This is a genomic window from Mycobacterium sp. IDUB_28, assembly GCF_055419285.1.
The window spans coordinates 93,522-107,427 of the sequence record NZ_JBVAXK010000004.1 but is presented as its reverse complement, the minus strand read 5'-3'; the positions used below and the strand labels follow the sequence as shown (position 1 = coordinate 107,427).

Sequence of the window (13,906 nt, the reverse complement as noted above, 5' to 3'; positions counted from 1 at the left end):
ACCAAAGGTGAATCCCCCGTAGTTGTGTTGCATAGCACCCGACGACATGGAACTGTGGCCGTGTGGCATTCGGAATCCATTCCACATTCGCAAGCGGCGAAGAGGTTCAGTCGGTCGCCTGGCTAGGGGTAGAGACCCGGATCACGAAGGCTTCGCTCACCCAAAACATGATTGAGGACCTTCAGTTCTTCGATTTCCTCGGTCGTGCGCAACTATCAGGTGCGACTGGGGCGTTGGAAAGCTGCGAGCGAGTCGCTGCCGATCCGCCCGACCTTAAGATCAAGCTGTCAGGTTTACCAGTTCTCGGTGTCGAACTAACGTCGTTGTCTTCAAGCGACATATCTAGGCAAAGACTCGGGGCCGTCCGATCCATAGAACGAGCGTTAAACCAGAAACTTTCTGATGAGCCAGGGAAGTTCACCCATCTTCAAGGTCGCTACGCAACTATCTACGAGACGGCGCGGGATGAAAGCCGCCCTAGAAAGCGCACGGGCCTTGCTTTCAAGCAGTTCATTGAACAGCTCGGAATGCTATTGCGAGAAGACTTTGGCGTTGTCGACACCACGCCAATGGCGAACCACATGCGGCCCGACGGAACGATCCCACTCGAGATCACCACGAGGGGCCGCAGATCTTTTGAAGATTACCACATAGAAGTAAAATCGGCGGATGATTCCAACGCAGCGCCGGTAGTCCGCGCTTTTTGCCAGATCAATATAAGTTTAAATGATTTAAGAGCTCGTTTGAACAGAGCCGTTCAATAAAAAGATCGTCCTGAGAATGATATATTGCTCATTACCACGCAGTTGCCTGATGATTTAGGCTATATTAGCGTTGGCGACATGTTCGTGGGGAAATTCGTGGAACAAATAGCGCAATCCGGTTTAGTGCTAGAACCCGAGCACCTAGATCAAATCATATTCAATCACTGGCACGCTGGAGCAATCGTGCTCTACGAACGCCCGGGTGCTCCCAAGCTGGTGAACAGCTCCATCTGGCCCCCTAGAGCATATTAGTCCCCCCTGGAGCCCACAGCTTTGCGAGCAACACTGGCGTGCTATTTACCGTAGTCACCCGCCTGGTCGAGTAGGAAGTTCGCACCGCATCGACGTGTCCACCGGCTGAAAGCCGCGCGGGCTTTCTGGGCTTCTAGCGTTGACTGACCGCGCTCGCGGCCTGTCCGGGGAGCCAAACTGGTTGAGTTGCGGCGCTCAAGCCGGGCCTGGTGGCCACACCGCAAACGGGCCGGTGCCGGGCCGCCCGGCTACTTGCCGGACTTCCAGGTACAGGCGGTCACCTGGGAAGCTGGCCAGCACCAGCCCGAGGGGGTGGCGGCAGCGGTGGTGACCTACGACGTACCGGCGCACAGCATCGGCCAGTAGTGGGGTTTCGTGACCCCAATCGACGCCATGCGGCGCGCCCGGGAGGGCCCAATGCCACCACCACCGGAGTGAATGATCCGCCGGATCGGGGGCTGGGTGAAAATACTAACGATTGACGTTAGCAACGTATCGCGTTAGCATTTGTGCTGTGATCCGCTCGTTCAGGGATAGCAACACCCAGAAGATCTGGGAGCTGCGTTGCCCGAAAGGGATCAGCACCGACCTCGCCAAGGCGGCGCGCCGCAAGATGCAGATCCTCGATGCTGCGGAGAACATCAACGACTTGCGTGTACCACCGGGCAACCGCCTGGAGAAATTGCAACCGCCGCGCGAGGGGCAACACAGCATCCGCGTCAACGACCAGTACCGACTTTGCTTCACCTGGAACAACGACGGCGCTGATGGCGTCGAACTGACCGACTACCACTAAGGAGGCATCATGGCTGATTTCACACCCACTCACCCTGGCGAGATCCTCGCCGAGGAGTTCCTCGCACCCATGGGTATCACCCCTTACCGGCTCGCCCAGGAGATCGGGGTGCCGCAGACCCGGCTCAGCGAGATTATTCGTGGTCGGCGGGGCATCACTGCCGACACCGGACTGCGGCTGTCTCGCGCGCTCGGCCTTTCCGACATGTTCTGGATCAACTTGCAGGCACGCTACGACGCAGATGTGGTCCGGGCCGACAAGGGAGTCGAACTGGACCACATCCACCCCCTCGCCGCCACAGGTTAGCCGCGACCCCGGCGCTGGCAATGCTAGCGGTCGGGATTTGAGATAACCGGCGCACGGAGGTGGGCCGGAGCTAACGTCTGGTGAATGGACGTGGCCGACGACGCACCCGACCTCCTGACCACGTTGGTCGATGCCGTATTACCCCTGCTCAAGCCCTACGAATTCAGCCTGTACATGCTATTGCTTCGCCACACCGATTTCCTCGGCGGTGACGTTCGGATCGGCAAACGGACCATCAGCGCCAGGCTCGGCAAGGGAACCCGATCCGGCGGAGGTAACTACAATCACATCACCGCGAAGATCAACGAGCTGGCTCAAGCGGGCTTCATCGCCGTCGGCGACTCCACCCGAGAAGGCACCCGATACCTGGTGCTGCCGCCCGAATCGGTACCCGCCGTCCAGGAACTGCTGGCAGCCCAGGCAGCTCCGGCGAAGGAATTGGACTATTTCACAGACCCGGTGCTCCGAGCCGAGCTGTTGGAGCGCGACAAGTGGAGCTGCCGCTACTGCGGGGAGACTGTCACTGAAACCACGGCGACGCTCGATCACATCATCCCCCAGTCGCGCGGCGGCATCAGCGCACCCGATAACTTGACGACCGCCTGCCTGGCGTGCAACTCAATCAAGTCGGGACGCAACTATGAAGAGGCCGCTCCCGACATCCTCGCCGCGCTCGTCCGAAGGCGCTCAGCGGCGCAGGCATAGGTCGGTCGGCCCGCCGTCACATGAACAAGCGGCGGCGCTTGAAGGCGGCGATGTCGGCCTTGACCAGTAGGAACCATTCACCGTTGCGGCGGCGATCTCTGAACCGCTCATGCCAGTAGCGTTCGATTCCGACAGCGTCGTCAGTCTCGATGGTGTGCACCACTTCGAGCTTCTCGGGGAGCTGGAGCCCGATCTCGTAACTACGTCGCCCGTGATCGTTCGATCGCCCGATCTTGTGAAACTTCCCCGACCGGACCAGGTAAACAAACCCCGGAACTGGTTGCGTTGCAACGGAATTGTCCGCCTCGCCGGACACATCTGGCTCATCAGTAATAGCGGGTAGCAGGGCAGCGACCTCGGCAAACTCGGGTGTGCGTTCAATGAAGTCGCGGAGCCGGTCGATCTGTCGTGTCCGGGTGCCGAGGCGTTTTGCGAAGGTCGTCGTGCTGGATAGCGTCGCAGAGGCGCGGCCCTCCATCCGAATGTGCGCCCTGGTGGGAAAGTGGCCCAGCTTCAAGGTCAGCTCGGCAAGCTGTCGGAGCAGTTGGTCGTCGTCCAGGCGGGCCACACCGAACGGGTTCGGTTCGAAACCCGCTTCGCGAACGGCCTCACTCCAGTTGAGCCACAGACGGCCTTGGAACAGATACTCGGGTAGCCCGGTTTCCGCGATGAACCGGTCGCGACCAACGGGCACGCCGCCGTTCTCCGCAGCGAGCTGCTGAATCGCTCGAATCACCGATCCCTTATCGGCCCTGTCCATGCCGGGATCGTAGCGTCGGCGCACGACCTCGCGACGAAGGGCTGTGTCGGTCTACGGTCGTACTATGCGCGCGGCCTTAAAACCGAATCCGCAAACCAACCGTCGGAGAGCTCCCTGTCCGCACCCCGGCGGACGCTGGTGCATTCACTGATCCGGGAGTAGACAAAAACCGTGGAGAAGCTCAATAGGGGCCACTTCGATCGGACTATCATCGTCAACAAGACGGTGGGCGAGCGGACTTACCGCCTGCGCGCCGAACACCCGCCTGAGGCAGCGCTGGACTCGCTGGCGGGCCGGGGGGCCCGCAAATCCTGAACTCGGAGCCCATCCGTCAGGCGGGACGCCATCGCTGACGGGGATCAGCCCGCCCATTGAGAAATCGGGTGCCCTCCCATTTCAGCATTTCGACGGGGTCGTCGGTGCGGCCGTCGGGGAAAGCGAAGTTCGCTGCCATCTGCCCCAGGGCGTTGAGGATCCGGTGTGCGTTGGGGATGTGGTGGGCGGCAAGTGCCTGGCCGACCGGAGGCGCATGCGATCCGATCATCTTCGCGACATCGCCGTAGGACGTCCAAACCCCAGCGGGTATTTGCTCGGCTATTCGACTGACTCGGACGTGAAGCGGCTCATTCCGGCCCGGGGTCGTCGACACCGTCTTGCGGGTCGCCCGGATGATTGGTTTACCGGTAACTACCGGAGCTTCGGATTTGATTACGAGACACTGCTTGTGGAGCACATCCTCCCCCGGAGGACCAACCACTCCACAGCAACGCGGCCCCAATCAACGACAAAGGCCTGTCCGCTTCGACGGCGTTGGCCGCCAGAACATCTGGCAGGGCATCTCTGAATGTGGTCGCCGCGACCAGGGCGTCGTCGACATGGCTGGCGGCCTTTGCGTCGCCGGTGACGAATGCCTCCCACAGGAACAGACCCCGCCCAGCGCCGGTAATGTGTCCCAGTCCAGGTAGGCATCAGCCCTCGGACACCGTTGCCGTAATTCACTCAAGACCCAGGCCGTCTGAACCAGTCCGGTAACCAGCGCCGCAGTCCCTGGCCCGCCAGAGAAGGGGCGGTTGCCCTCCCCGTGCCGACCCTTGCCCAACAGCAAGGGGTCCTCCGGGACCGGCACGAAGAGCGGAGACTCAAAACCTAGGGCGACACCGCGCTCGTTGATGTCGAGGTCGCATGCGACCGCCTCGACAAGCGCGGCGATCTCGGTGAGGTCGTCTCGCTCCACTTGGATGTCACCCAGGTCCGGATCAATACGGGCCCAACTGAGTGTGGTCACCTGACTTGGCCCCACTTTGGCTGTCGTTCTTCACGAATTTTGGCCCCGGGGTGGTGATCATTCCGGCCGGGTGGGTTGCGGTGTGTCGTCACCAATGTTGGCCCCACCCCCGTTCGGATCGTTCCTGTCGTCCGTCGTCTCTGACGGTCGTCAGGGAGGTCGGTCAGGATGCGGTCACGCGTGGAACTGTTCGAGCAGATCAGAAGGGACCGACGGCGCGAGGACTTGTCGATCCGCGAGTTGGCGGATCGTCATGGCACACATCGTCGTACGGTGCGCCAGGCACTTGCTGATGCTGTCCCGCCGCCGCGCAAGGTCTATCCCGTTCGCCCTCGGCCGGCGATCGAGGCGTGGGTGACGGTGATCGATGCGTGGCTGCTCGCCGAGGAGGATGCTCCGCGCAAGCAGCGGCACACCGCGCGGCGGATCTGGCAGCGGCTTGTCGCCGAGCATCAGGCCACCTGTTCGGAGGTGACGGTGTCGCGTCATGTCGCTCGTCGCCGGGTCGAGCTCGGGCTGCAGACCGGGGATGTGTCGATCTCGCAGAGCCATGCGGCCGGTGCTGAAGCTGAGGTCGACTTTGGTGAGTTTTATGCCACGATCGCCGGGGTGGTGGTGAAGTGCTGGATGTTCGTGATGCGACTGTCGCACTCGGGCAAAGCATTTCACGTCGCGTTCGCCACTCAGGCCCAGGAAGCTTTCCTGGAGGGTCACGTGCTGGCCTTCGACTACTTCGGGGGCGTGCCGGGTCACCCAACCGAAATTGCCGGAGCGGACCGACCCGATATCGGCGGCGTAGATTACCGGGTCCACAGGCGAATTCTAGGTGGCCGTAATGGCCTTCTGGGGGCGATGTGCGCGAACTCCTGCGCCCAGCAGCCATCACTCGATCGGACGGGTGATGTGGTCCTCGTCGGGGCCCTCAAGTAGTTCTGGTTCGCCGCCAATCGTCGGTCTGTCGGCCTCCATCGAATAGGCCTGGGCCCGGTGCAGGATCTCCGCTGGCCCCGGATCCTCACCGAGTACCGCCTTGACCTTCGGGAAGGGCACGTCGGGGTGGTCGATCCCGTCCCACCAGGCTGGCCACAGGTGCTTGGGCGGAGGGGCTGCGTCCCCGGCGTTGGTCATGTCAGTGTCAACGAGCCGGAGGCAGCTCCTCATCCAGACCGGCGGTCATCTCATCAATCACCTCGGCACCGGCCCCGAACCGCCTTAGATCAAGGACCCGAAGATCTGGACGGCCAGCGGCGCGACGGGCCTGGTAGTACATGCGATTGAGCAGCGCCGGGCTCAGGTGGCGGTGGCGATCACGCACCGAGGGAAACAGCAGCGACTCGCGGCCGGGTTGAACATGCTCCCGAAGGTGGGCTCGTACCTCCGGCACCAGCTGTTCCGGGATCGCAATATCCCGAATGCCCCCGCTGGCTGTGGGGGTGGTGACTTCGAGGGTGCCGTCAACGAGTTGGACTGCCCTGCGCACCCGGACAGTCTTCGCGTCCAGCTCGACGTCCCTGCGCCGAAGCTCGCCCAGCTCGCTGAAGGGCATACCGAGCCAGGCGGCCATCAGGACCAGCGTCTGGTAGGCGTCGGGCATCGCGGCGGCGATGGCCTCGACCTCCCGGGCGGTCACCGGGCGGGCCGGTTCGGCCTGGTGCGAGGTGGAGACACGGGTGATCTGGCACGGGTTGGAATCGATCAGACCGTCGGCCAGTGCCGATTCCATCGTCGTTTTCAGCAGCGAGTAGGCGTGCGCGCCTACCGTCCGGGTGCCGGTCGCCGCGGTCATGAACCAACTCCTGACCGAGACGGGGCTGATGTCCCGGAGATCGGTGGCGCCGAAGGTTGGCAAGATATAAGTGTCCAGCAGTCTGCGGTACTGATAACGGGTCCGCCCGGAGATCGGACGCCCTGGCAGCCACGTCTCTGCATATTCACCGAAGGTCAACGTCGGGTGCTCACGGTGGGGCGTCACCAGCCGAAGCCTAGGTCGCGGGCTATCGGGCCGACACCGTCGCTGTTAGGAAGATTGTTGGTCCCAAGTGCTCAACTCTCGGCTCTGGATGACGCACCCTGGACCAAGCCTTAACATCCAGCTCTTGCCCGGGCCAGGGTCCAGCTCGTAGAACCTATGAGCGACCTCGCCCTGGCCCCGGCAGGTTGCAGAATTCCTGCACGACCATGCCTGGGATCGACCGCACAGCAGCGTAGACCAGCTTCTCTGGAGGTACTCCATTAGCCGTCGAGTGTTGACGTTCCCGCGTGAGTACCGGAGAGGAATTCTTGTTTACTAAGGACTTGGCTTGTGGACACCTGGGGATAACCACCGGGACGGTTGACCAAATAGGTCGCGTAGCGGATGCCTTACGGATAACTCGACGGCGTCCCGGCCCGAGCGGGCAAGGCCGTACAGCACCGCTCCCAAAGGAAACTTGTAAGTACGGGTATTCCAGCTTCACCACTAAGATGCATTGTGTGACTGCGGAAGTTCCGGATTACCTGCTGCGACGAATTCAGCGCTCCTTCGACGACTTCAATCTGGCCGGCAAGGGCGAACTGGTAGTCGCAACCTCGGGCGGGAAGGACTCAACATTCGCATGTTTATCTCTGCGTGAGTTGGGATTCTCCGTCGTGCCGGCCGTCGTGGACATGGGATTCAGCCCGGGATGGGGCAACAGAGTTCTTGGAAGATTGCGGTCGCTCGGATTTGACTCTGCTACTGTGATCAAAGCCCGTCGCCTCGCTGATGGGCCCAAAACAGGACCCAACCGAGGTGGGCTGCTTCGCACCAATCTTCTGGCGCTTGATTCGATTTCTGCGGGTGAGGCGGATCGAGACGCGACACCTTGCACTAGTTGCTATAACTCCAAAGTCCTCTCTCTTGAAGAATATTTTGAAGGCACAGGATTCGACCAAATTGTTTTTGCGCACCATGCCACCGATGCAGTTGCGTCATTCTTAAAATCTGCGCTTATGTATATTGATCGGTGGGATGATGGTAATGTCGAATATGAGCGTAGTCGCTTCCGGAGCTTGTGTCAGAATATCCGGGCTCAACTGGAGAATGGCGATGGCGATGTCCGGGTTCGACTTGAAGAACTCGCTAGCAATGGTCTGGCTACGACTGATGAACCACCCCGCCAGCTCCTGCGCCCGGGGTCTACGCAGCAAATCGTCCGACCACTACTGAATATATGGGAATCAGAGATCGAAGAATTCGTAACCACCGCCGAACTCTCCGCCGAGCCCTCGGGCTGCGGGCACTCTGCAAGCGCCACCACGCAAACTCCACGAGAACTTGCCCAGTATGAGCTGGTGCGGCCGTTGGAACACACGTCGGTGGCTAATGAGTTGCTCGCTCTAGCAATGCGAAATCTCGATTGTGAAGGTAACTTGATCGTTGATGCACGTCGAACGCGGGAGGACCTCCTCGGACCGGATTATAAGCCCGCATTTGACGGGTTAGCCAAATTTTAGTATTTCATCTTTCGCCTTTCGCCGCATTATTGCCATAGCCGTAGTTGATCTTTCTGGATTTTTCCATCCAACGCCGACGCTAAGTTCACTTTCTTGCTGGCGGCGATCGCGTCGACTGCGACAAGAATATTCAGCAGACTCGCGGCGATTCTTTCCGATTGGTCTGATCGCGGATACAAATCATCGTTGGGTAGTACGGTTGTGACTATTTCAAGCACCTGTCCTGCTAGCCTCAATGCCGCTGCCAGCGCGGAGGTGTTGCTTGATATTCGTCCCACCTCGGCGGGGAACATGTCAGAGCGCATTTCAACCCAGTTCACACTGAGGTCGGACGGTATCCGGTTGGCAATGGCGGCGCATACAAAAAGAACATCCGCGAGTTCGTCACCAAGCGATATAGTAGGCCGATCGCAAGTCGCAATGCCAGCCTCGACTCGGAGTACCTTCATTACCTCGAAGATCTCCTCAGTAAGAATGAGGCTTTTCTGGCCGATGGACTCGTTATCTGTGCCGCGTTCGGCCTCGATTTCTGTTACTTCCTTTTGGAGCTCAGCAATGAGTCGCGCGGAGATCCCTTTTTCGCTAGAAGCATGATTTGCCGCTACACGCCTCTGAGTGCCCGCCGGCATATTCGCTGTTCTCGGACTCGGCCAGGACAGCGGCAACATCTGATTCGCGAAAGAATTACTTTCAGCACCGGCTTTCATCGCGCCTCTTCAATGACTTCGCCGTATTTTTCGTATGCAGATATGTGACGAACTAGGTGCGGTTCCCACATCTTCCAAGTCGCTGTCCAAAATTCTTCGTCGGATTTCTTGAACATAGTAACACGATTTCGGGCTGTTACTGCGATAAAACCATAGAATTCTGCATTATTATCGTAAACGGGGAAGAGCGCCGTCGAATTTGTACGTAGAGAGTCATCGCGGCCAAGATGATCATAATTTGGATACTTCGATATGTCGGAAATTAGAAGAATTGGAGCACGTAGTCTACGATCGATGTATTCTCGGTATAACTTTGCAGCCTCTGTATTCTCATAGAACTTGGGATTTTCTATACGCCGCTGAATACTCATTGGCTTCCGATTGGCCCAGCATGCGACTGTCACCTCGCCATCGGCAGCTCTTTTCATCAAAACGACTTCGACATTGGACGTCTCGCCAAACCTAAGGGTGGACCATTGATCGGACAGCATCAATTGGAAGCGTTGAAGGTATAGTTTCGTGGCCTGCAGGGACATGCTCTGATGCACGGCCTTATCTGCGCCCACAGGTAACCTGGCGAATAGAGAATTTTCTTCAACCAGCGCGGCGTCAACCGCCCTGATCATTGCGAGTACGACATCGGGGTGGACCGGAAACTGCGCCTCTCGAATCGAGCTCAGGCTGCCGATGATTATCGCTACAAGCCCAAGCAACACACCCATACATCCGAGGTAAAGCAGCCGTGTTGCCGTACTGCCGGTATCCCACAGCCCATGCAGCAGTGCTGCGATGCCGACACTCGACGATAGGTTGGCGACAGTGGTTAGGGCGATCCACTGTCGCTTAGACAGCCCCCTCGCGAGGCGAGAGATGAGCCGATTCTCCATCGCACCCCTGGCGGCAACGTGGCCAGACCGATGACGTCCAGCCCATAGTTCATCTAAGCCTAGCGGCCGGACACCGGCGGAGTGCCATAGACGTGGGGGAAAGTCGAAGACGTTGCATAGTGGACCTGTACGACTCTTGATCGACGTTCGCCCCGGCAGGTGGATGTACGGTGACTCGGTTGCGAGCAATGTGCTATGTATCGAGGTCCCGCGACACCGATCACCAGAGGTGACCACGACATGCTGACGCTGGCCGAGAGGCCGAGAGGCCGAGAGGCCGAGATTACTCGGACGAACCTGGCCATGCTTCGATGCTGGCCGCCTATGGAGTGGGACCAACCCGTCGTTCAATCCGGGTAGGCGAGTGATGTACCGCCGAATCGATGTCAAGCAATGGCGGCGGAAAGCGAAGAAGTGGACGCTCCGTAACGACGCGAACGGCCAATTCCCATCCCCTGCACAAGCTGGTGGCGCTGCGAGCGGGGACTTGACACTTTGCTGAGGAGAGGTTAGGCGACTCGATGGAGAAGCCGCCGCATGACCCCAGTCATCGCTGTACTCGCCTCCCCGCCTTTGGCCACCGTTTGGCCGCAATCTGTTTGTAATTACAGTTAACTCAACTGAACTGCTGCGGCGCATTTTCGCAGCTACAGCCCAATTTGCCTCCCTGACCGGCCCGCCACATAGGGTTCAAATCCCTCCGCCACCGCCAACAGCTGTGCGCTGTATGTCCAGCTAGATTTTGTTGGGTTTGCTGATGGTCCACGCGACGCTGGTGTGGCCACACTTTGGCGTGAATAGAGACGATCTAACTTGTGCCACCCGCGTCGAGGCCTGACGAAGTGAGCCTTCTCCGCCGAATCGATGTCGCGCTGTGGATGCATGCCACACGACATTGATCTTGCCTTCAACGAGATGCGACGCGCGAAGAGTTGTGGTCAGAGCCGGCTGCGCCAGAAGGCTCGATAGTGCAGAGCGCTACCCCCATCAGATATTCGCTGAGGCACCTGATGGAAGTCGAGTAGGAACTCAGTAACCGTCCCGCATGGTCCTGTAAGACCGTTGTCCCGCCGATCTATTCGCGATCCTGCTAGCCTCACACTTGCCGCGCAGTGGTCAGTATTCAGTTGCCGCCGACACAACGTGACCTTTGTGGACTGTGCCCGAACATCCATCGCAGGGCCAGGACGTCACGTCGGCCGACATTGCGGCGCGGATACATTTCTGTTGTACGCCAACGCTTTTCGCCAACAAGCTCAACAGCCGCTGTCGCAGATTTGCCTGACCGTGTCAGTGGTCGACGCTACGCTGACCGCCATGGCTACCGAAATTATGGTTCGCGGGTACTTCGCGGCGTCCCGGCCACCGGAGCGAGGCACTGTTCACGCCTCGATCAGCTACGAGGGTCCGTCGATGGAACCGGTGTACAGGCGGGTGGTACGTGACCTGGACGTCGTGCAGAAGTCAGTGGCATCTCTTAAGGACGGCGATAGCCCTACGGTCACCTGGTGGTCCGCCGAGCGTTTGCGCACCTGGTCTACCCAGCCGTGGAATCAGGACGGTGAACAGTTGCCGCTCGTGCATCACGCCAGTGTCGCCATCGAGGTCAAGTTCTGCGACTTCGCCGCGCTGTCGAGTTGGGTCGGTGAGCACGCCACTAACACCGAAGGATTTTGTGTCACTCACATCGAGTGGGCTTTGACGGCGAAACGACGCGATGAGCTGACCCGTCAGGTCCGCGAGCAGGCCGTCCATGACGCCGTTGCGCGCGCCCAGTTATATGCGGATGTTCTCGGACTCGGCACGATCGCCCCCGTTGCGATCGCTGACGCCGGAATGTTGGGTGCGAACCTGTATCCGGACTCAAGCAATGGGCAGCTCTACACCGTGGCGAGGGCCGGACGGGGACAGGCCGTTCAGGAACCCGGATTCGAACTGGTGCCACAAGACATCGAGGTCGCGGCCTCAGTCGGTGCGCGATTCGTCGTCGAGGGATTGCCATCAACCATGTTGAGCTCGCACGCTGACGCCACGGAGTCGACGGAACTGGCGTGCGAAGCCAGCGCTGAGGCCTACGTGTGTGAGTTTCGGGACGACGACTCCGGCTATTTGGGCTGGCTCGCCGCCAACCCCAATGGCTACGTGATCAACATCGCGCGCAGCCACAGCGCGACCCAAGCGAGGTTGCACAAGGCCGTTTGCCGGACCATTAGCGATGAGAACCCACATGGTGGCGCGTGGACCGGGGCATTTGTCAAGGTTTGCGCGGAGCGTCTGGCCGAGCTGGACCGGTGGGCGATCAGCCAGGTGGGGCAACCGATTGGGCGGTGCGGTACCTGCCTTCCTGCGGGCCAGCCTCTCTCACCTAGTCCGATCAAGCCGTCTGAGCAAATGCTAGGCGCCGCGGTGCCCGACGGTCGCTGCGAGGTTGTTGGACCTACGACCGACGGGGCCGTCGTCCAAGCTTGGGCCGATGACTACATCCGTTTCGAACACCTGCCAATCTGGCAAAAGGATCTGCGGGATGAGATTCGAAGTCGCTGCCGACAACTCGAGCCGTCGACCGAACAGTTGCTGCACGCCACGTTCTTCGGTCCCAAGCTCCCCAACGCCGACATCGAGAACGTGTTGCTCTACTACATTGATTCGTTCAAAGTCGCTGGTAGAAATGGGATTCGCTTCGAGCACGGCGCCGGGGTGCCGGCGGCGCCGAATAGTGCCCCTTACCGGTTTTGTTACCGCTATGCGCTCGCGCCTCGGTCGGGCGCCTTCGACACCTGGCAGCAGGGTCGAACGGTGGCCTCGTTCGACTGGACTGACCTAGGCGCGTTCGCTGGCGAGAAGCAGCTGGCTCAAGTATGGCTGGCGCTGGCCCGCGGCGAGGTCAGAGTGTTTGCGCCAACTGCGCCGGAGACGCCCTTCGCTGTCAGAGTAAAGCTTCGGCCGCCGGTCAATCGCCAGCCGGTTTGGGGTGGGCTGGTGAAGGGAGTCTTCGATGGGGTGATTTGCGCCTTACAGGCTCACATCGATACCGCAGTCCTGCCCGATGTCACGGCGCGGCTCGCGACGCAACTTCCGGCAGATCCCGCTGAGATTGAGTACCGTCTCCTCGATCAACGTCGAGCGGTATTGGGCGCAGTACACAGGCTCGTCTCTCCGTATCGGGCAGGCCTCAAATGGGACCCCTGCGATCATCTCTGCGTGGCCGGGGACTTACTGGCCGCTGAACCGGTCGATGACCGTTGGGCAATCAAGGCTGAGGTATTCGAACTTTCCCGCGAAAGCTAACGACTATTGACAAGGGTTGCGATCCATGTGAATGCGCCAGCTCACGTGTTTCAACAGGATTGCGACGTCCCCAATCCAGCACCTCAACAAGAACGCCGAGAACGCGCTGATGACAGCAGCGGAATGCGGCCCCAAGATCGCTGCCTCGATCCTCACGAATGCTTCTCGATGTACTCGTCCGCGTCTTTCTCCCGGTTGCCGACGCCCGAGGTCCCCACGTGCTCGTCGATGAACTGCGCCCACTTCATGGCCAGCTCGTGCCGCAACTCGAGCGAAGCGCTCTTGATGAAGTCCGGCATCGCCTCGCGCTCTTCTTCTTCGAGGTGTTTGCCGTTCTGTTCGCGGGCTTCGTGGACGGCGGCGAACCATTCGTCACTGCCCGGCTCGTGCTGGCGCGACTGCCGGATCGCATCGCGGATCGCATTGTGGTCGGTGATGGCGTCTTCGGTCTCGTCCTCGGGGTCCCCGGACGGATTGCTGGGATGGTCGTGCCCGCCGTGCTTGAGCAGCGCCGGATAGAACACCACCTCCTCGGCTTCGGCATGAACGTCGAGGCGGGCGCTGAGAATATTCCAGATCGCGGCGAGATCCTCGTGGGACTTCGCGTCGTCGAGCCGGAAGAACTGCCGACGAAACCAGTCGTGGTCGGCGTAAACGAGGTCGATGATGTCCGCCATGGCGC

The 13,906-nt window shown here is 60.1% G+C and carries 15 protein-coding genes; 8 read left to right on the top strand and 7 right to left on the bottom strand.

Going from position 1 to position 13,906, the window contains the following annotated elements; all coding sequences use genetic code 11:
* The first annotated feature begins 62 nt into the window (after positions 1 to 62).
* The 5 genes from ACZYZ9_RS09935 to ACZYZ9_RS09915 all read left to right on the top strand — a co-directional run bounded on the left by ACZYZ9_RS09935 (position 63) and on the right by ACZYZ9_RS09915 (position 2,823).
* On the top strand, positions 63 to 764 hold the full coding sequence (locus tag ACZYZ9_RS09935; protein WP_463826098.1) for a hypothetical protein: 702 nt from the start codon (positions 63 to 65) through the stop codon (positions 762 to 764).
* 438 nt (positions 765 to 1,202) lie between these two features.
* The gene (locus tag ACZYZ9_RS09930) at positions 1,203 to 1,382 is read left to right on the top strand and encodes a hypothetical protein (protein WP_463826097.1); all 180 of its coding nucleotides are present in this window, start codon (positions 1,203 to 1,205) and stop codon (positions 1,380 to 1,382) included.
* 148 nt (positions 1,383 to 1,530) lie between these two features.
* On the top strand, positions 1,531 to 1,812 hold the full coding sequence (locus ACZYZ9_RS09925) for a type II toxin-antitoxin system RelE/ParE family toxin (protein ID WP_463826096.1): 282 nt from the start codon (positions 1,531 to 1,533) through the stop codon (positions 1,810 to 1,812).
* Positions 1,813 to 1,821: 9 nt separating this feature from the next.
* Positions 1,822 to 2,118: a HigA family addiction module antitoxin gene (locus tag ACZYZ9_RS09920; RefSeq protein ID WP_463826095.1), complete on the top strand. Its 297-nt coding sequence runs from the start codon at positions 1,822 to 1,824 to the stop codon at positions 2,116 to 2,118.
* An 84-nt stretch (positions 2,119 to 2,202) separates the two neighbouring features.
* Positions 2,203 to 2,823: an HNH endonuclease gene (locus ACZYZ9_RS09915; protein WP_463826094.1), complete on the top strand. Its 621-nt coding sequence runs from the start codon at positions 2,203 to 2,205 to the stop codon at positions 2,821 to 2,823.
* A gap of 16 nt (positions 2,824 to 2,839) precedes the next feature.
* Here the strand turns inward: ACZYZ9_RS09915 and ACZYZ9_RS09910 are convergent, their stop codons facing one another.
* Together ACZYZ9_RS09910 and ACZYZ9_RS09905 are read right to left on the bottom strand one after the other, a co-directional pair.
* A complete protein-coding gene (locus ACZYZ9_RS09910) occupies positions 2,840 to 3,583 on the bottom strand; it encodes a GIY-YIG nuclease family protein (protein WP_463826093.1) in 744 nt (247 codons plus the stop codon).
* Between the two features lie 331 nt (positions 3,584 to 3,914).
* Positions 3,915 to 4,232, bottom strand: coding sequence for an MGMT family protein (locus ACZYZ9_RS09905; RefSeq protein WP_463826092.1), 318 nt, complete (start codon positions 4,230 to 4,232; stop codon positions 3,915 to 3,917).
* 816 nt (positions 4,233 to 5,048) lie between these two features.
* Here ACZYZ9_RS09905 and ACZYZ9_RS09900 point away from each other — a divergent pair.
* On the top strand, positions 5,049 to 5,798 hold the full coding sequence (locus tag ACZYZ9_RS09900) for a transposase (protein WP_463826091.1): 750 nt from the start codon (positions 5,049 to 5,051) through the stop codon (positions 5,796 to 5,798).
* On the opposite strand, the gene ACZYZ9_RS09895 is transcribed toward ACZYZ9_RS09900, so the two are convergent.
* Entirely contained in the window at positions 5,751 to 5,996 is a 246-nt protein-coding gene (locus ACZYZ9_RS09895; protein WP_463826090.1) for a hypothetical protein, read from the bottom strand. The two genes, ACZYZ9_RS09900 and ACZYZ9_RS09895, sit on opposite strands and share 48 nt — an antisense overlap.
* Positions 5,997 to 6,003: 7 nt before the next feature.
* Positions 6,004 to 6,840 (bottom strand): site-specific integrase, encoded by an 837-nt coding sequence (locus tag ACZYZ9_RS09890; protein WP_463826089.1) that lies wholly within the window; start codon positions 6,838 to 6,840, stop codon positions 6,004 to 6,006.
* Between the two features lie 500 nt (positions 6,841 to 7,340).
* Between ACZYZ9_RS09890 and ACZYZ9_RS09885 the strand changes: the two genes are divergently transcribed.
* On the top strand, positions 7,341 to 8,342 hold the full coding sequence (locus ACZYZ9_RS09885) for a tRNA lysidine(34) synthetase (RefSeq protein WP_463826088.1): 1,002 nt from the start codon (positions 7,341 to 7,343) through the stop codon (positions 8,340 to 8,342).
* A 26-nt stretch (positions 8,343 to 8,368) separates the two neighbouring features.
* Here the strand turns inward: ACZYZ9_RS09885 and ACZYZ9_RS09880 are convergent, their stop codons facing one another.
* Together ACZYZ9_RS09880 and ACZYZ9_RS09875 are read right to left on the bottom strand one after the other, a co-directional pair.
* Positions 8,369 to 9,049 (bottom strand): hypothetical protein, encoded by a 681-nt coding sequence (locus tag ACZYZ9_RS09880; RefSeq protein WP_463826087.1) that lies wholly within the window; start codon positions 9,047 to 9,049, stop codon positions 8,369 to 8,371.
* Entirely contained in the window at positions 9,046 to 9,771 is a 726-nt protein-coding gene (locus ACZYZ9_RS09875; RefSeq protein ID WP_463826086.1) for a hypothetical protein, read from the bottom strand. The genes ACZYZ9_RS09880 and ACZYZ9_RS09875 overlap by 4 nt, the downstream gene beginning before the upstream one ends.
* 1,482 nt (positions 9,772 to 11,253) lie before the next feature.
* On the opposite strand from ACZYZ9_RS09875, the gene ACZYZ9_RS09870 reads away from it, so the two are divergent.
* Positions 11,254 to 13,224, top strand: a complete 1,971-nt coding sequence (locus tag ACZYZ9_RS09870) for an SIMPL domain-containing protein (protein ID WP_463826085.1) — start codon at positions 11,254 to 11,256, stop codon at positions 13,222 to 13,224.
* Between the two features lie 152 nt (positions 13,225 to 13,376).
* Here the strand turns inward: ACZYZ9_RS09870 and ACZYZ9_RS09865 are convergent, their stop codons facing one another.
* Positions 13,377 to 13,901, bottom strand: coding sequence for a hemerythrin domain-containing protein (locus tag ACZYZ9_RS09865; protein WP_463826084.1), 525 nt, complete (start codon positions 13,899 to 13,901; stop codon positions 13,377 to 13,379).
* Between the last annotated feature and the right edge of the window lie 5 nt (positions 13,902 to 13,906).

Coding starts and splice junctions, on each gene's coding strand:
- ACZYZ9_RS09920 (WP_463826095.1), top strand. CDS start 1,822: ATGGCTGATTTCACACCCACTCACCCTGGCGAGATCCTCGCCGAGGAG.
- ACZYZ9_RS09865 (WP_463826084.1), bottom strand. CDS start 13,901: ATGGCGGACATCATCGACCTCGTTTACGCCGACCACGACTGGTTTCGT.
- ACZYZ9_RS09880 (WP_463826087.1), bottom strand. CDS start 9,049: ATGAAAGCCGGTGCTGAAAGTAATTCTTTCGCGAATCAGATGTTGCCG.
- ACZYZ9_RS09875 (WP_463826086.1), bottom strand. CDS start 9,771: ATGGGTGTGTTGCTTGGGCTTGTAGCGATAATCATCGGCAGCCTGAGC.
- ACZYZ9_RS09895 (WP_463826090.1), bottom strand. CDS start 5,996: ATGACCAACGCCGGGGACGCAGCCCCTCCGCCCAAGCACCTGTGGCCA.
- ACZYZ9_RS09910 (WP_463826093.1), bottom strand. CDS start 3,583: ATGGACAGGGCCGATAAGGGATCGGTGATTCGAGCGATTCAGCAGCTC.
- ACZYZ9_RS09870 (WP_463826085.1), top strand. CDS start 11,254: ATGGCTACCGAAATTATGGTTCGCGGGTACTTCGCGGCGTCCCGGCCA.
- ACZYZ9_RS09915 (WP_463826094.1), top strand. CDS start 2,203: ATGGACGTGGCCGACGACGCACCCGACCTCCTGACCACGTTGGTCGAT.